The sequence below is a fragment of the Pseudophaeobacter sp. A-200-2 genome, from assembly GCF_041008815.1.
Taxonomy (GTDB): Bacteria; Pseudomonadota; Alphaproteobacteria; order Rhodobacterales; family Rhodobacteraceae; genus Phycobacter; species Phycobacter gallaeciensis_A.
In genome coordinates, this window is record NZ_JAXGFU010000004.1 from 292,621 (window position 1) to 309,966 (window position 17,346).

Annotated in this window: 16 protein-coding genes; 9 read left to right on the top strand and 7 right to left on the bottom strand. The window is 62.2% G+C overall.

Features of this window, described 5'->3' with window-relative positions; all coding sequences use genetic code 11:
• Positions 1-93 precede the first annotated feature (93 nt).
• Entirely contained in the window at positions 94-597 is a 504-nt protein-coding gene (locus SM766_RS08610; RefSeq protein WP_368947525.1) for a DUF4177 domain-containing protein, read from the top strand.
• Positions 598-633: 36 nt separating this feature from the next.
• Here SM766_RS08610 and SM766_RS08615 read toward each other — a convergent pair whose 3' ends face one another.
• Entirely contained in the window at positions 634-888 is a 255-nt protein-coding gene (locus SM766_RS08615; protein WP_368947526.1) for a BolA family protein, read from the bottom strand.
• Positions 889-994: 106 nt separating this feature from the next.
• Between SM766_RS08615 and SM766_RS08620 the strand changes: the two genes are divergently transcribed.
• From SM766_RS08620 to SM766_RS08650, 7 genes are all read left to right on the top strand, one after another.
• Complete coding sequence (locus tag SM766_RS08620) at positions 995-1,618, top strand: J domain-containing protein (protein ID WP_065273068.1); 624 nt, start codon at positions 995-997, stop codon at positions 1,616-1,618.
• A gap of 274 nt (positions 1,619-1,892) precedes the next feature.
• Positions 1,893-2,873 (top strand): cobaltochelatase subunit CobS, encoded by a 981-nt coding sequence (cobS, locus tag SM766_RS08625; protein ID WP_065273067.1) that lies wholly within the window; start codon positions 1,893-1,895, stop codon positions 2,871-2,873.
• 19 nt (positions 2,874-2,892) lie between these two features.
• Positions 2,893-3,594, top strand: coding sequence for an aspartate/glutamate racemase family protein (locus tag SM766_RS08630; RefSeq protein ID WP_368947527.1), 702 nt, complete (start codon positions 2,893-2,895; stop codon positions 3,592-3,594).
• A complete protein-coding gene (gene cobT / locus SM766_RS08635; protein WP_065273065.1) occupies positions 3,591-5,468 on the top strand; it encodes a cobaltochelatase subunit CobT in 1,878 nt (625 codons plus the stop codon). Before SM766_RS08630 ends, cobT begins: the two co-directional genes overlap by 4 nt.
• Positions 5,469-5,480: 12 nt before the next feature.
• The gene (locus SM766_RS08640) at positions 5,481-6,131 is read left to right on the top strand and encodes a 2-hydroxychromene-2-carboxylate isomerase (protein WP_368947528.1); all 651 of its coding nucleotides are present in this window, start codon (positions 5,481-5,483) and stop codon (positions 6,129-6,131) included.
• Between the two features lie 75 nt (positions 6,132-6,206).
• Positions 6,207-7,997, top strand: a complete 1,791-nt coding sequence (locus SM766_RS08645) for an aminopeptidase P family protein (RefSeq protein WP_368947529.1) — start codon at positions 6,207-6,209, stop codon at positions 7,995-7,997.
• Between the two features lie 62 nt (positions 7,998-8,059).
• Positions 8,060-8,401 (top strand): DUF427 domain-containing protein, encoded by a 342-nt coding sequence (locus SM766_RS08650; protein ID WP_368947530.1) that lies wholly within the window; start codon positions 8,060-8,062, stop codon positions 8,399-8,401.
• Between the two features lie 332 nt (positions 8,402-8,733).
• On the opposite strand, the gene SM766_RS08655 is transcribed toward SM766_RS08650, so the two are convergent.
• Positions 8,734-8,925, bottom strand: coding sequence for a hypothetical protein (locus SM766_RS08655; RefSeq protein ID WP_065273789.1), 192 nt, complete (start codon positions 8,923-8,925; stop codon positions 8,734-8,736).
• Positions 8,926-9,016: 91 nt separating this feature from the next.
• On the opposite strand from SM766_RS08655, the gene SM766_RS08660 reads away from it, so the two are divergent.
• On the top strand, positions 9,017-9,928 hold the full coding sequence (locus SM766_RS08660; protein ID WP_274828898.1) for a LysR family transcriptional regulator: 912 nt from the start codon (positions 9,017-9,019) through the stop codon (positions 9,926-9,928).
• A 25-nt stretch (positions 9,929-9,953) separates the two neighbouring features.
• On the opposite strand, the gene SM766_RS08665 is transcribed toward SM766_RS08660, so the two are convergent.
• From SM766_RS08665 to ftsZ, 5 genes are all read right to left on the bottom strand, one after another.
• Positions 9,954-11,660 carry a chloride channel protein gene (locus SM766_RS08665; RefSeq protein WP_274833481.1) on the bottom strand — a complete coding sequence of 569 codons (1,707 nt, stop codon included), beginning with the start codon at positions 11,658-11,660 and terminating at the stop codon, positions 9,954-9,956.
• A gap of 87 nt (positions 11,661-11,747) precedes the next feature.
• The gene (recN, locus tag SM766_RS08670; protein WP_368947531.1) at positions 11,748-13,394 is read right to left on the bottom strand and encodes a DNA repair protein RecN; all 1,647 of its coding nucleotides are present in this window, start codon (positions 13,392-13,394) and stop codon (positions 11,748-11,750) included.
• Positions 13,395-13,418: 24 nt separating this feature from the next.
• On the bottom strand, positions 13,419-14,267 hold the full coding sequence (locus SM766_RS08675) for an outer membrane protein assembly factor BamD (protein ID WP_274868141.1): 849 nt from the start codon (positions 14,265-14,267) through the stop codon (positions 13,419-13,421).
• 250 nt (positions 14,268-14,517) lie between these two features.
• Positions 14,518-15,453 carry a UDP-3-O-acyl-N-acetylglucosamine deacetylase gene (lpxC, locus tag SM766_RS08680; RefSeq protein ID WP_368947532.1) on the bottom strand — a complete coding sequence of 312 codons (936 nt, stop codon included), beginning with the start codon at positions 15,451-15,453 and terminating at the stop codon, positions 14,518-14,520.
• Between the two features lie 213 nt (positions 15,454-15,666).
• The gene (ftsZ, locus tag SM766_RS08685) at positions 15,667-17,337 is read right to left on the bottom strand and encodes a cell division protein FtsZ (protein WP_368947533.1); all 1,671 of its coding nucleotides are present in this window, start codon (positions 17,335-17,337) and stop codon (positions 15,667-15,669) included.
• Positions 17,338-17,346: the final 9 nt, after the last annotated feature.

The following is a 17,346-nucleotide window of genomic DNA, read 5'->3' on the forward strand; positions in this document are numbered from 1 at the left end:
GAGAATGTCACGGCCTGCGCCGCGTTCCGGCGGCGCAGCTTGACCCCTCGCCTGCATCCGCTAAACCTTCGGGCTAGTCGTCAGGAGTCCGGCATGCAGCCTTATGAATACAAAGTGGTTCCCGCCCCGCAGAAGGGCACCAAGGCTAAGGGCGTGAAAACCCCCGAGGATCGCTTTGCCCACTCGGTCGAGATCACCCTTAACCAGATGGCCGCTGAAGGCTGGGAATACCAGCGCGCAGAACTGCTGCCCTCGGACGAACGTTCCGGGCTGACCGGATCGACAACCAACTGGCGTAATGTGCTGATCTTCCGCCGTGCGCTGGCCCCTGCCCCCGTGCAGCAGGCCCCGGCAGAGGACACAGCCGCGACCGCCCCGCCGCTAACGGCCACAGCTGGTGACCCCGAAGCCCCCACAGGCGCAACCCCGGTTCCCGGCCCCGGCGCAGCGCAGATGCAGGGCGACGATGGTGTCGAAGAACTCAGCCCGGTTTCGGGCGTGACGACCGCGCTCAAAACCCGGGCCAGCCTGTCAGCGACGCGCGATCTGCCTGAAAAACCGACAGGCGATCCCGAAGACGACTCCGGAACCCGCTGAGGATACCGCGCCCGCCTGGGGCGCAATAAGCCGTGCTTAACTGCCGATATCCAGCGCCAGCGCGTGAATACGCGGCACGATATCGCCCAATGCCTTGTGCACCGCGCGGTGCTGCTGAACCCGGTTCATCCCGGCGAAGGCCGCAGCGCGGATTTTCACATTAAAGTGACTCTCACCCGCGCCGTCATGACCGGCATGTCCGATATGGCTGTCGCTGTCGTCGACGACCTCCAGATGGTTGGGCTGGAACGCCTCTTGCAGGCGCATTTCCATTTCGCTCTTCACGCTCATTTTCCGCTCACTCTCATAAAAATTTCCCCTCCCCCCTTCTATCTTCTGCCCCTTAGACTAAACTGCTTGCTCCGAGTCGAGCAGATCCGTCTAGAAGGTGCGCCCCATGAGCAAATCAGATCCCTTTGGTTTCGATATGTCCGTCCGCTCCGCGAAAAAGAAAAACCCACGCGGGCGACGTGCCGTATCCGGAGCCTCAGAAACATCGGTGCGAACCTGCGCCAAGGACGGCTGCGAGGAAGCCGGCAAGTTCCGCGCCCCCAAAGCCCCCGATGTGCTGGATGAATACGTCTGGTTCTGTCAGGAGCATATCCGGGAATACAACCAGAAATGGAACTTCTTCCAGGGCACCACAGAGGCTGAATTGAACGCACAGGCCTCCAAAGACAAGGTCTGGGAACGTCAGACCCGCCCGATGGGCGACCCCGAGGCCCGCGCCTGGGCGCGCCTGGGCATTGAGGACCCGCATCAGGTGCTAGGCGCCAATGCCACCCGCAACCCCGGCAAGAACGCGAAATCCGGCCGCCGCCTGCCCGCCACCGAGCGCCGCGCACTGGAAATCCTGGAAGCCCGTGACGACTGGTCCAAGGCTGAGATCCGCAAGGCCTACAAGAAACTGATCAAGGTTCTGCACCCGGACATGAACGGCGGCGACCGCAGTCAGGAAGAACAGCTGCAAGAGGTTGTCTGGGCCTGGGACCAGCTGAAAGAAAGCCGCAGCTTCAAATAACCGATCTGCGCATTTTGTGATAAGGGCCCCACCGGGGCCCTTTTTCGTGCAGGATCTGGCCGTCGTACATTCTTCGCTCTAAGCCCGTTTCAGCGCTCCCCGTATACGCTCATATCCTCTGCCACAGCCCGCCAAACACGCATCCACCGCGGTGAGACGTCGCGCAATTGTACCGCTCACATACCTTTCGCTTGCCCTTCTCCGTCAGATCGGGCACCAATCCCCCGAATTACGCCCCCAGACCGCCGGGGCACAGAGATAAGGATCGACTGCTATGAGCGACGGCATGCTGGATATGAATGCGAAACCGACCGAGACCATTTCGGTCCGTGATGTGTTCGGGATTGACACCGACATGACCGTCAAGGGCTTTGCCGAAGGCTCTGACCGGGTGCCGGCGCTGGATCCGACCTACAAGTTTGACCCCGACACCACGCTGGCCATCCTTGCGGGCTTTAGCCACAACCGCCGCGTGATGATCCAGGGCTATCACGGCACGGGCAAATCGACCCACATCGAACAGGTCGCTTCCCGCCTCAACTGGCCCTCGGTGCGCGTCAACCTCGACAGCCACATCTCCCGGATCGACCTGATCGGTAAGGATGCGATCAAACTGCGCGACGGCAAGCAGGTCACCGAATTCCACGAAGGCATCTTGCCCTGGGCGCTGCGCAATCCGGTTGCCATCGTATTCGACGAATACGATGCGGGCCGTGCCGACGTGATGTTCGTGATCCAGCGGGTTCTGGAGCATGACGGCAAGCTGACCCTGCTCGACCAGAACGAGATCATCACCCCGAACCCCTTCTTCCGCCTGTTTGCCACCGCGAACACCGTCGGTCTGGGCGATACCACGGGCCTTTACCACGGTACCCAGCAGATCAACCAGGCCCAGATGGACCGCTGGTCGCTGGTCTCCACGCTGAACTACCTCAGCCACGATGCCGAAACCGCCATCGTCCTGTCCAAGGCACCGCATTACAACACCGAGAAGGGCCGCAAGATCGTCAGCCAGATGGTCACTGTTGCGGATCTGACCCGGACCGCCTTCATGAACGGTGACCTGTCCACCGTGATGTCGCCGCGGACCGTGATCAACTGGTCGCAGAACGCCGAGATCTTCCGTGATGTGGGCTATGCCTTCCGCCTGTCGTTCCTGAACAAATGCGACGAGCTGGAGCGCCAGACCGTGGCCGAGTTCTATCAGCGTTGCTTTGACGAGGAACTGCCCGAAAGCGCGGCAAACGTCGCCTGAACCCGGTAAGGACACTCCCATGCATATCGGCCTGATCGGTGGAATCGGCGTTGCAGCCACGGTGGTCTATTACCAGCGGCTGACGGCGGCGATGACAGCACAGGGCCTGCCGCTGGAGCTGACCATCGTCCATGCCGATGTGCAGGAGCTGATCCGCAACAACCTGTCGGACAACCGCGCGGCGCAGGCCGAAATCTATGCAGGATTGATCGACCGTCTGCGCGGCGCCGGGGCCGATTGCGTCGCCATCACCTCTTTGGGTGGGCATTTCTGTTTCGACGAAACGGTGGCGTTGTCTTCCCTGCCGCTGGTCTCGGCCGTCACGCCGCTGGACGATTATTTTGCGGCACAGGAGCTGAACACCGTTGGTCTGCTGGGCACCCGCGTGGTGATGAAGACGGGCCTTTATGGGCAATTGAAGAAAACCCGCGCCGTGGCGCTGGAGGATGAGATCGAGGACCTGGGCCAAAGCTATCAGGACATGGCCGTCGCCGGGGTCTGCACCCCGCAAAATCGGGCGCTGTTCCTAGATGCAGGACAGCGGATGGTCGATGGTCTGGGCGCCGATGCCATCGTGCTGGCGGGCACCGATCTCAACCTGGCGTTTGACGGGCAGGATCCGGGCTATAGGGTGGTAGATGCGCTGGATGTGCATGTGGACCTGCTGGCGCGGCTGGCGGCCGATGAAGCCGACCTCGATGAAGTGAGAGCGAAAATATGAGCAAACCGACCGACAACCCGGCAGATCCGTTCAAAAAGGCGCTGGCCGAAGCGACCAAGGTGATGGCCGACGATTCCGAACTGTCGGTCAGCTACACGGTCGACCCGGCCGGGCTTTCGGGCGATTCCATGCGCCTGCCGCAAGTCTCCCGCCGGATGACGCGCGAGGAAGTGCTGTTGGCCCGCGGCACTGCGGATGCGCTCGCTTTGCGCCACAAGTTCCACGACGATGCCGTCCACGCGAAATACGCACCGCAAGGCGAGATGGCCCGTGATCTTTACGAGGCGATGGAAACCGCCCGCTGCGAGGCGATGGGCGCGCGCCACATGCCGGGCACCGCCTCCAACATCGACGTCAAGATCCGCAACGAGGCGATCCGGCGCGGCTATGATCAGATGAAATCCTCGACCGAGGCGCCGCTGGCTGCTGCTGCGGGCTATCTGGTCCGGCAGATGGCCACGGGCCGCCCGCTGCCCGAAGGTGCCGCCAACGTGGCCGAGCTGTGGCGCGGTTATATCGAGGCCGAAGCCGGTGAAACGCTCGGCGACCTCGAAGAGAAGATTGCCGATCAGGCGGAATTCGCCCGCTTTGCCCGCCAGATTATCACCGATCTCGGCTATGGCGACCAGCTGGGCGATGACCCCGATCAGCCGGATGAGGATCAGGAAGACCAGGCCGAAGAGGACGCCGAAGAGCAGCAGGATCCCGACAGCTCCGGCGAAGATGATTCCGACGACGAACAGGCCGATGCGGATGCCGAACAGGCGCAGGAGCAGCAGCAAGACGAAAGCCAGGCCCAGGTCTCGATGGACGAGATGGCTGAGGACGAGCTGTCGGAAGAAACCGAAATGCCCGATGGCGAGGCGCCGCTGGACCCGCCCCCGCCGCCGCCTGCCTCAGAAGCGGATCCCGACTACAAGGTGTTCCTGGACACCCACGACGAGGAAATCGCCGCAGAAGATCTGGCCGAACCAGCCGAGCTGGAGCGCCTGCGCGCCTATCTCGATCAGCAGCTGGAACCGCTGAAGGGTGCCGTTTCCCGCCTTGCCAACAAGCTGCAGCGCCGTCTTCAGGCGCAGCAGAACCGCTCCTGGGAGTTCGACCTGGAGGAAGGCATTCTGGACGCAGGCCGTCTAGCGCGCGTTGTCGCCAACCCGACAACCCCGCTGTCGTTCAAACGCGAAAAGGATACCGAGTTCCGCGACACCGTGGTGACGCTGCTTCTCGACAACTCCGGCTCGATGCGGGGGCGTCCGATCTCGATCGCGGCGATCTGCGCCGACGTTCTCGCCCGCACCCTTGAACGCTGCAACGTGAAGGTCGAGATCCTCGGCTTTACCACCCGCGCCTGGAAGGGCGGCATGGCGCGCGAGGCCTGGCTGAACGAAGGCCGCCCGCAGCAGCCCGGTCGTCTGAACGATCTGCGCCACATCATCTACAAGGGCGCCGATGTACCATGGCGCCGCGCGCACCCGAACCTTGGCCTGATGATGAAAGAGGGCCTGTTGAAAGAGAACATCGACGGTGAGGCGCTGGAATGGGCGCACCGCCGGATGGTCGGCCGTCCCGAGGCGCGCAAGATCCTGATGGTCATCTCGGATGGTGCCCCGGTGGATGACTCCACCCTGTCGGTGAACCCGGCGAACTTCCTGGAAAAACACCTGCGCGATGTGATCGCCATGGTGGAGAAGAAGAAACAGGTGGAGCTGCTGGCCATCGGCATCGGCCATGACGTCACGCGCTACTATGACCGCGCGGTGACCATCACCGATGTCGAACAACTTGCCGGTGCCATGACAGAACAGCTGGCGGCGCTGTTTGACAGCGACCCACGCGCCCGCGCCCGTGTCATGGGCATCAAGAAGGCCAGTTAAGAAAGCCACGGCATGGCGCAGCGCAAGATCGAATATTTCTACTCCACCCATTCCGCCTATGCCTATCTTGGCTCCAGGCGGCTGGCAGAAATCTGCGCGGCCCATGACTGCCAACTGATCCACCGCCCCTTTTTGTTGTCGCCGGTGGTGGAGCAGGCAGGCGGGCGTCCCTTTGCCGGGCGCAGTCAGGCGCATGTCGATTACTTCTTCGGACGCGAGATCGAACGCTGGGCCGCCTATCGCGGCGTTCCGATCATTACCTACCGCCCGACCTACCATGACAACGCCCTGACCCTTTCCAGCGGCATGGTGATCATGGCCGAACGTCTGGGGCAGGACGTCGATGCCCTTGCCCATGCGTTGCTTGAGGCGCATTGGCGCGATGACATCGACCTGATGAACCCCGAGCAGCTGTCACAGGCTGCACGAAACGCCGGGCTTGCCCCCGAACCGTTGCTTGAAGGTGCGATGGCGCCCGATGTGCAGGCGGTTCTACAGGCCAATACCGATGCGGCCCTGCGGATGCATCTGTTCGGATCACCGACCTATGTGCTGGATGGGGATCCCTATTACGGACAGGACCATCTGGAACTGCTGGAATTCGGCCTGCGCCAGCCCTTCCCCAACACGACCTTTCAGAACCCATCAGTCGACACGGTCTGAATTTCCCGGGTTGCACCCGGCCCCGCTTCGCTGTTCTCTGGCGCGGTTGACACCCGCCAACGCAGGAGGCTCCCCATGTTTCAGTCATTCGACGTCACCGCCCGCCCGGATCAGGGGCCGCCCCGGCTGCAGGCACTGCGCGCAGAGCTGGATCGGGAGGCGCTGGATGGATTCCTCGTGCCCCGCGCCGATGCGCATCAGGGCGAATACGTCGCCCCGCGGGACGACCGGCTTGCCTGGCTGACCGGCTTTACCGGCTCTGCAGGGTTTTGCGCGGCCATGGCCCATGTCGCGGGTGTCTTCATCGACGGACGCTACCGCACGCAGGTGAAACAGCAGGTCGCTGATGTCTATACCCCGGTGCCCTGGCCCGAGGTCCAGCTGCACGACTGGCTGAAGGAACAGCTGCCGGATGGCGGTCGCGTCGGGTTTGATCCATGGCTGCACGCCACCGGCCAGATCGCCGACCTGCGCAGACAGCTGGACGGCAGCGGCATCATGCTTGTGGATTGCGAAAACCTGGTGGACCGCATCTGGGAGGACCAGCCTGCACCGCCCGCAGAGCCCGTCATCGCCCACCCCGAGGCCTACGCCGGGGAAAGCGCCGCCGACAAATGCGGACGGCTGGCCAAGGGCCTGCGCGAGGCCGGACAAGAGGCTGCCCTGATCACCCTACCCGACAGCATCATGTGGCTGCTGAACATCCGCGGATCGGACATTCCACGCAATCCGGTCGCCCATGGCTTTGCCATCCTGCACAGTGATGCGCGTGTGGACCTGTTCATGGACCTGTCGAAACTGGAGGGGCTGGCGGATCACCTGGGCGCAGGCGTAACCGTGCATCCACCTGCCGGTTTCCTGAATGCCGTGGGCGCGCTCAATGGCGCCGTGGCGGTGGACCGGGACAGCCTGCCGCAGATCGTTGCCGAGACTCTAGGCGACCGTCTTCAGCCGACAGGCGACCCCTGCGCCCTGCCCAAGGCCTGCAAGAACGCGGCAGAGATCGAAGGCAGCGCCGCCGCCCACCTGCGCGATGGCGCCGCTGTGGTGGAGCTGTTGGCTTGGCTCGACGACCAGGCCCCGGGCAGCATCACCGAAATCGACGTGGTCAAACAGCTGGAAACGCTGCGCCGCCGGGACGACAGGCTGCGCGATATCAGTTTTGACACCATTTCCGGCACCGGAGCCAATGGCGCCGTGATCCACTACCGCGTCACGGTCGAGACCGACACGGTACTGCAGGACGGCGATCTGCTGGTTCTGGACAGCGGCGGGCAGTATCTGGATGGCACCACTGACATCACCCGCACCATTGCCATTGGCGCCCCGGGAGCCGAGGAACGCGCCGCCTTTACCCGCGTGCTGCAGGGCATGATCGCAATCTCCCGCCTGCGCTGGCCACAGGGACTGGCCGGGCGCGACATCGAGGCCATCGGGCGGATGCCGCTGTGGCTGGCCGGGCAGGATTTCAATCATGGTCTGGGCCATGGCGTCGGCGCCTACCTCAGCGTACACGAAGGCCCGCAGCGCCTCAGCCGTGCCTCTGCGGTACCGCTGCAGCCCGGCATGATCTTGTCCAATGAACCGGGATATTATCGCGAAGGCGCCTTTGGCATCCGGATCGAGAACCTGATCGTCACCCAAAAGGCCCCTGCCCTGCCCGGCGGAGACGCAGAGCGTGACATGCTGGATTGGCGTACCTTGACCTTTGTCCCGATCGACCGGCGGCTGATTGACGCAGATATGCTATCAAGGGAAGAACGCGACTGGCTGAATGCTTATCATGCGCAGGTCGCCCAGAAAATCCGCCCGCAGATCAGCCCCGCCGCACAGGCCTGGCTGGATCAGGCGACTGCGGCGATCTGATACCCGGCTGTTACATTGCCGGGGCAAGACATGCATACCAATGACGAGATGGGGAAAATCACATGAGCAAGATCCGAATTCGCAAAGCAGATGGCACCTGGGTGGTGCGCTCGGGCGGGGCCGTTCTGGGCGAAACCAACCGCGCATTGGAGCTGAGCGAAGAGGGTCATGCGCCGGTCATCTATTTCCCGCGCGAAGACATCGCCATGGCCTTTCTCGATCCCAGCAGCAAGACGACGCATTGCCCGCACAAGGGTGATGCCTCCTATTTTTCCATCGTGAACAAATCCTCGGTGACCGAAGACGCTGTCTGGAGCTATGAAGACCCAATCAGTAACGTGGGCGAAATAAAAGGCTATTTGGCGTTTTATCCCAGTGACTCGGTGAAGATCGAACAGATCTGAATCTGCCGGGCCAGCAGGGCCGCCTTTTACGCCACAGCTTCTAGGCGGCACAGCGTTTTACCGGCGCTGTGCCGTTTTCAAAGCGATGAAGAACCGATTGCAATCATTAAATTTAAACTGACCGACAGCGGTACCGCGCGACCTGCGCGTATCATTAACAATTATACAAAATTGTGGACCGCCTATACTTCCGTGCCCTTGCCAATAAGGGGTTCGAAGCTAGATCACGATCGGCACCTATTCCGGCGCACACGGCCGGTCAAAGCGGCCCATCAGGACCGCCCCGATATCAGGATTTCAAAGTGGCCCAACAGCCTGAAAGCAGATCAGCCCTACAACAGTACAGAACGGACCAAATGCCGTTTTGCCTGTTCAAGCGCTTCCCCCGACCCAAAGACATTTGCGTCTCTGGCGCATTCGATTGCGTAGTTGACCAACGCTTCGAGGGCCGCCTGTTCTTTGTCCTGCTCGCTCGTTTTGTTTTGTACTTCGACCTCTTTCGGGTCGAATTTATAAGTACGCATATCTTCCCTTCCGCACCCCATTTACGCCCGTTGCCGTTAACTTTACTTAAAAAAACGGTTCATCCAATCCAGCGAAAGAAAAAATTAATAAATGCGTGACGTAGATACATCTCAGTTGAGTGGTCGCCTGCTTCGGGTCTTTTTAACAGTTTACGATGAAATGTCCGTCAGCAAGGCCGCTGAGCAGCTGAACATCAGCCAATCCACCGTCAGTCACAACCTGGAAAAACTGCGCTGCATCATAGGCGACAAGTTGTTCGTGCAGGCCGGGCGCGGGATCGTTCCCAGCCCACGCGCGGAACGCCTGGTGCCCAAGGTCCGACGCCTGTTGGCCCAGATGGATGCGCTGGTGGACCATGGGGAATACGTCCCCGCCAATGACCCCGATCCGTTTGTGATCGCCACCAACGGTGGCGTTCTTGTCCCCGAGGTCAACCGAACCTGCACGCGCATCTGGCAGGAAGTTCCCAGAAAACGCATGGTGTTCCGCGAGCTTGGCCCCAGCGCGAATGCCGAAAACCTGCTGGAGCGTGGGATTGCCGATTTTGCCATTGCCCCCCGCCCCGAAGTCTATCCCGCGACCCTGTGCCATGCGCATCTTTTCTCCGAGGGATTCCGGGTCTTTTACGATCCTGAGGTGCGCGGACCGGTAAAGGACGTCTACGACTACTCTGGCGCCAGCCATGCCACGCTGGATTTCGGCGGCCCCTACAAAAGCACCGTGCAGAGCGCGCTGGAGGCCCTCAACCTGTCACGCGACATTGCCGTCAGCGTGCCGAATGTCTGGCTGCTGGCCGAGGTGATCCGTGGCACCGACACGGTTGCCACCCTGCCGGCCATGCTAATAAATTCTGCGTTCCGGGGGTTCAGCAGTTCTCCGCTACCGCTGAGCGTTCCGGATGCAGAATTTGATCTGGTCTGGCATCGCCGGTTCGATGGATCATCCCGATTGGCATGGCTACGTGAGATTCTCACCGAAACCCTGAAACAGCCCGCCAGCTGAGGCACACCAGCACCGCCCCCGGGTCTTAGCTGTGTTCCTCTGCAGCCGTTGCCACTAGGGCGCGGTTATAGGCCTTCAGCGCATCCACGTGGTAGAGCACCCCAAGAAGGCGGCCCTGCTGCTCAGCATCGCTCGGCGCGGGCACGTCATCCGGAGCAACCACCGGCAAGAATGGCACATCCGCCCGGTCGAACACCGGCAGCACCGCCTCCAGCGACTGATCGGGGCGCAGCATCAGTCCCTGATCAATCAGCGGCGCGCAGTCCTCTGGCGTGGCGCAGCGCGGATCCCCCAGCGGCCGCATCAATCCCCCCACCTGCAGCAGCGCCAGCAGATAGGCCTGCGGCCCGGCCGCGCAATGCAGATTACGCCGCTCCAGCTGGGTCAGGAAGAACGACCGGTCCACCAGCCGCGAGGCCAGCGCCGTCGACAGGGAGACCGACACCATGACCGCAAGGCCGATCTGCCAGTCTCCGGTCAGCTCGAATACGATCAGCGTGGTAGAGATCGGCGCCCCTAGAACGGCTGCCGCGACCGCCCCCATGCCCGCAAAGGCATAAAGCGTATGCGTTCCTGACACTTCCGGCAGGACCGAGGTCGCGATCAGCCCAAAGGACAGGCCGGTCATCGCCCCGATCATCAGCGACGGTGAAAACACCCCGCCCCCCATGCGCCCACCCATGGTGATGGCCACGGCAGCGGTTTTCACCACGGTGAACAGGATGGCCTGCGACAACACCAACCCACCGGTAAGCGCCAGCACCGTCGTCTCATAGCCAACCCCGATGATATGCGGAAACCAGATCGCAATCGCCCCCAGAAGAAAGCCAGAGACCGCCGGGCGCAGCCAGCGCGGGATCGATAGAGCTGTCTGGATATCGGTTCCCACTCGATCTGCCCAAAAAATCGAGCGCATGAGCACCACGGCCACCAGTCCACAAATCAGCCCGAGCATCAAAAAGGCAGGTAGCTCGACATAGAACTGCAAGGCGCCCGGCGTGGTCAGCGTGAATTCCGTGACATCGCCATATTCCAACCGGTTGATCACCGTGCCCGCGACCGAGGCGATGGCGATGGGCGCAAAGGCATGCACAGCAAAATGCCGCAACACAACCTCAAGCGCGAACAGCGCACCGGCGATAGGCGCGTTGAAGCTCGCAGAAACTGCCGCTGCCACCGCACAGCCCAAAAGATCGCGCCCGGTGATGCCATCGGCCTTGATCCGGTCGCTGACCCAGCTGGAAATGACGCCTGCAAGGTGCACCACTGGCCCTTCGCGCCCCGCCGATCCGCCGGTCGACAGCGTCAGGAAGGACGCCATGGCCGACCCAAGCCCGGCGCGGATTTCGACGCGACCATTGCGCATTGCCGCCCCTTCGATCACATCGGCAACCGAACGCACCCGCCCATCGGGGGTGAAATTGTGCAGGATGATTCCGACGACCAGCCCACCCACGGTGGGGATCACCAGCAGCATGTACCACGGCAGATCCTGCGCGAAACTGTGCAGAAAATGAATATCCTCGGCGCCATAGATCCAAGCCTGAAGGGCGGTAATCCCCTTTCGGAACAGCAAGGCCGCAAAACCGGCCGAGATACCGATTAGCAAGGCGATCATCCAGAATTGAAACTGGCTTGGCCCGCGATGCAAAAGAATACGCCAGACATCTCGCAGCCATGCAAGACCCTGCATCGCCAGCACCTTTGCCCCGGTCCGGGAATTATGCTTCATTGTTCGCCTTCAGTTTCCTGCCCCCCTCAAAGCAGAGAAAAATTGCCAAACCACCAACACTGAGCACACAGGACCGTGACCCGTGCGTCAGCCGGTCAGCAAGGCTCCGGCGGCGGCGCGCGCTTCTTTGGTGATGGTATCGCCAGACACCATCCGGGCGATTTCATCCACCCGTTCCGTCTCGCTCAGCGGCACCACCTCGGACAGGGTCATGCCATCGGTGACGCGTTTCTGCACCCGCCAGTGATGCGCGCCCTGGGCAGCGACCTGCGGCGAATGGGTCACGACCAGCACCTGCCCGCCCGAGGCAAGGGATTTAAGGCGCCGCCCCACCGCATCAGCAGTGGCACCACCGACCCCGCGGTCGATCTCGTCAAAGATCAGCGTCTTGTCGCGATCCTCACCGCGCAAGCAGACCTTCAGGGCCAGCAGGAAGCGGCTCAGTTCCCCGCCCGAGGCGATCTTATTGAGCGGCCCCGCCGGGGCACCGGGATTGGTCGCCACGGTAAAGGCAACATCGTCGTGGCCCTCCGGGCCCGGGGCGCCTGCGGTGATCCGGGTTTCAAAAACCGCGCGCTCCATCTTGAGGGGCGCCAGTTCAGCCATCACCGCTGTGTCCAGCGCCAGCGCGCTGTCACGGCGCGCGGCACTCAGCGTCTCTGCAGCCGCTGCATAAGCCGCCTCGGCGTTACGCAGTGCGGCCTCCTGATCGGCCAGATCCTTGTCGCCTGCATCCAGTGCCGCCAGTTTTTCGCGCAGGGTATCGGCATAGGCGGCCAGATCATCAGGCAGAACGTCATGCTTGCGCGCCAAGGCACGGATCGCAAACAGTCGCTCTTCGCAATCTTCCAGATCGCCTGGATTGAAATCGAGCGCCGAGAGAACCCGTTCGACGCCATCCTGCGCATCGCCCAGTTCAATCATCGCCCGGCTGAGCGCCGCCAGCGGCTCTGTCAGCCCGATCTCCTCGGCGCCCTCAACACCTTCCAGCCAGCGCTGCGCCTCGCCCAGCGACGGATCGGCCCCCTCGCTCAGCAGCGCATGAGCACGGGCGATATCGCCGCGGACCCGCTCTGCCCCCTGCATCTGGCGGCGGCGCGCATCCAGCGTCTCGTCCTCGCCTGGCTCCGGGTTCAGCTTGTCCAGTTCCTCAACGGCGTGACGCAGGAATTCCTCTTCGGCGCGCACCGCATCCAGTGCGGCGCGGGTGGCCTCCACCGTCTTGCGGGCCTTGGCGGCCGTCGCCCAGGCCGCACGGGTCTGCAACAGCAGGTCCGGCACCGCGGCAAAGGCATCCAGCAGGCTACGGTGGCCCTTGGGGTTCAGAAGGCCTCGATCATCGTGCTGGCCATGCAGTTCCACCAGAGTTTCCGACAGGGCGCGCAGCACCTCTCCCGAGCAGCGCCGATCGTTCACCCAGGCCGTCTTGCGGCCCTCGGCAGTATTGACGCGGCGCAGGATCAGTTCGCGCCCGGCAGGCAGGCCTGCCTCTTCCAGAACCGCGTGGGCCGGATGGCCCTCGGACAGTTCGAATTCCGCCACCACCTCGCCCTGCGAGGCGCCCTGACGCACCAGTTCGGCGCGCCCCCGCCAGCCCAGTACAAAGCCAAGTGAGTCGAGAAGGATCGATTTACCGGCGCCAGTTTCGCCGGTCAGCACGTTGAGACCGGCCTGAAAGTTCAGCTCCAGATGGTCGATAATCAGAATATCGCGGATATCAAGCGCGCGCAGCATTACTTTGCTCCGTTGCAAACGCTGTTACAGCCACTGGCCCTTGATCGACTGGCGATAGATCTGGCTCAGCCAGTTGTTCCCCCGGTCACGCATCTTCAGACCCTGCGACGTCAGCAGTTTATAGCTGTCCTCGTACCACTCTGTCGATTGATAGTTGTGCCCCAGGATCGCGCCGGCGGTCTGCGCCTCATCGACCAGACCAAGCGACAGATAGGCCTCGACCAGACGGTGCAGCGCCTCGGGGGTGTGACTGGTGGTCTGGAAATCCTCCACCACCACACGGAAGCGGTTGATCGCCGACGTGTAGTGTTTGTGGCGCAGGTAGTAGCGCCCGATTTCCATTTCCTTCCCCGCCAGATGGTCGAAAGCCAGATCGAATTTCAGGATTGCCGAGTTGGCATATTCGCTGTCAGGGTAAACCTCGATCACGGTGCGCAAAGCCTGCAGCGCCTGAAAGGTCAGCCCCTGATCGCGACCGACTTCGTCGATCTGGTCATAGAAACTGAGCGCCAGCAGGTATTGCGCATAGGCGGCGTCTTCGTCGGTGGGGTAGAAATCGATGAACCGCTGCGCGGCGGCGCGGCTGTTTTCGTAATCCTTGGCACGGTGATAGGAAAAGGCCTGCATGATCAGCGCTTGTTTCGCCCATTCAGAATAGGGATAGAGGCGCTCGATCTCGGAGAAGTAAAAGGCCGCGTCCTTGGAACGACGGCGTTCCAGTTCGAACTCGCCGCGTTCAAAGATCTGTTTGGGGGTATAGCCGTCCAGCGCGCCTGCCTTTTCGGCCGCGCCACCGTCGCCGCCGCAGCCCGACAATGCAGCCATCAGAACAACCGCACCGATCCATTTGGCTCCTGCCCTGATGCCGATCATCTTTGCCTTACCTCACCGCATTTGACTCGCGGGTGTCCACCCCGGTTATACCCGGTCTAGCACATTCAATTGGCGTGCAAAACGCCTTTAACCCACTTCGCCCTCACTTGGCAGAGATTGTCGGCCCGGGTCAAGCCTGCGGCGCCCCAGCGGTGGGTGCCGGACCACAGGGACAAATGAAAAAGGGCACCTAAGTGCCCCTGTCTGTCTTCCATCGGTGTCCTGATGATTGCGCTGATCCCTGCAGGGATCAGGCGACCTTGCGGATGGCTGCGGGGATTTCCCCCCAAACCAGCCCCTGCCCCGGCAGGCGGGCTACCATAGCCGCATCACACTCTACCAGACGCACCGCGCCGGGGGTTGCGAACAGCGCCCGCAGCAGGGTGTTGGTCAGGGCATGACCAGCACGCTCACCGATATAGCGCCCCATCAGCGGCGCACCGGCCAGCGCCAGGTCACCCAGCGCGTCCAGCATCTTGTGACGGACCGGCTCATCCGAATGGCGCAGACCTTCGCCGCTTTCGACCTCTTCCCCATCGAAAACAACAGCGTTCTCGCCCGGCACACCGCCAAGAGCCAGACCATTGGCCTGCATCGCCTCGACATCAGCGCGGCGGCAGAATGTACGGCTGTCGCACAGCTCGCGGGCAAAGGCCCCATTGCGCAGGTCCAACGTCTTGCTCTGACGTCCAATCGCCTGTTCGGCGAAATCGATGTGGAATTCGATCATCAGCCGGTCGCAGGGCAGAATGGTCGCCTTTGCGCCATCTTTTTCGACGCTGACCTCTTTCAGAACCTGCAGAACCTGCACCGGAGCAGACAGGCGACGCACGCCTTTCTGCATGATCCCGCGCACAAACAGCGCCGAGGAGCCATCAAGGATCGGCACTTCGGGTCCATCGATTTCAATCAGGGCGTTGTGCACACCACAACCAGCCAGTGCGGCCATCACGTGCTCAACGGTAGATACCGACACACCGGCGGCGTTGACCAGACGGGTGCACAGGGCAGTGCGCTCCACATAGTCCCAGCGGGCCGGGATGACAGAATTGCCCAAAGCGATATCGGTCCGTTTGAAACGGATGCCATGATCCGCCGCAGCCGGTTTCAGAACCATCCGCGCAGGCTGGCCGGAATGCAGGCCAGCGCCTTCAAATATCACCGATGCTTTCAGGGTATTCTGCACCTTGTGCCTCTTTCTTCTGGGTCCGGCCATCTGGGGCCGTGTTGCCGATGATAGGTAAGGAAACGGGCACGCGGGCTCAACTCAATCTTTGTAACGGATTGAAACATCCCTGTAACGAATAGGCAAAACACTGCCTAGATGCGCGCAACCTTCTGGAACAAAAGGAAAAAGGGCCGCCAAACGGCGACCCTCTTCACGAGATATTCTGAAAAATCAGTTGGCCTGACGGCGTAGGAAGGCCGGAATTTCGATCCGTTCCTGATCCGGATCAGCCTGCTGCTGCGGTTGCGGCGCGGCGGATTGCTGCGGCGCGTGCTGCGGGGCCTGCGGCTGCTGACGCACCGGCTGAGGCTTCGCCTCACCGCCTTCGGCAGCGCTGCCGGTCATCCGGTGGATAAGCGAATTCAGGCCAAAGCGACGCTGTTCCTGCTGCGGTGCGGGCGCCTGCTGCTGTTGCGGAGCTGCGGCGGCCGGGCGCTGTTGCGGTTGCGGCGCGGGCTGTGGTGCCGCTTGCTGCGGCTGAGCCCGTTGCGCGGCGGCCTGCAGACGCACGATGGCCTCGGGCGACGGCGTGCCCGGCGCCGGAGCTTTAGGCGCGACAAAACTGTCGGCCCCGCCTTCGGCGGCATCGGCCTGCGGCTGGAACTCCGGAACCTGCGGCTGATAGGCAGGCGGCGGCAGGCCGTCGTCATCATAGGCTTCGGTCTCAGCCGGGGCTGCTTCGGGCTGCGATGCGCTGGCGTCCAGACCTTCGAACAGGGTCGGCTCCTCGTGCGAGGCTTCCGTGGCTGCGACGGCAGGCTGTTCAACCGGCTCGTCCAGTTCCAGCGGCGCGGCACGGGTTTCTTCAACGCTGACGGTTTTCTTCAACGGCGCCGACATCGGACGGCGTGCAACCGGCATGTCAGTGTTCACGTCGGAAGCATCGATACCGGTGGCCACGACGGACACGCGCATCTTGCCTTCCATTTCGGTGTCCAGGGTCGAACCGACGATGATATTCGCATCCGGGTCCACCTCTTCGCGGATCCGATTGGCAGCCTCGTCCAGTTCGAACAGGGTCAGGTCGTGAGCGCCGGTGATGTTGATCAGAACGCCGCGCGCACCGCGCAGGCTGATTTCGTCCAGTAGCGGGTTGGCGATGGCCTTTTCTGCGGCCTGAATGGCGCGATCTTCGCCTTCGCCCTCGCCTGTGCCCATCATCGCCTTGCCCATTTCGTCCATCACGGCACGAACGTCAGCAAAGTCGAGGTTGATAAGGCCCGGACGGACCATCAGGTCGGTCACGCCTTTGACGCCCTGGTACAGGACATCGTCCGCCATCGAGAAAGCCTCGGTGAAGGTGGTTTTCTCATTGGCCAGGCGGAACAGGTTCTGGTTCGGGATGATGATAAGCGTGTCGACGACCTTCTGCAGCGCCTCAACGCCGTCCTCGGCCTGGCGCATACGCTTGGCGCCTTCGAACTGGAACGGTTTGGTCACGACACCAACGGTCAGAACACCCAACTCACGGGCGGCCTGCGCAATGATCGGCGCGGCGCCGGTACCGGTGCCACCCCCCATCCCGGCAGTGATGAAGCACATATGCGCCCCGGCCAGATGATCGACGATCTGTTCGATGCTTTCTTCAGCCGCGGCCGAGCCGACCTGCGGACGGGCACCTGCGCCCAAACCTTCGGTGACTTTGATACCCAGCTGGATCCGGCTTTTCGAGGCGCTTTGCTGCAAGGCCTGCGCATCCGTATTGGCGACGACGAAATCGACCCCTTCCAGCGCCTTCTCGATCATATTGTTGACCGCGTTTCCACCCGCGCCACCGACACCGAATACGGTGATCTTTGGCTTCAGCTCTTCCTGTCCGGGCAACGAAAGGTTCAATGTCATGCTCTTTCC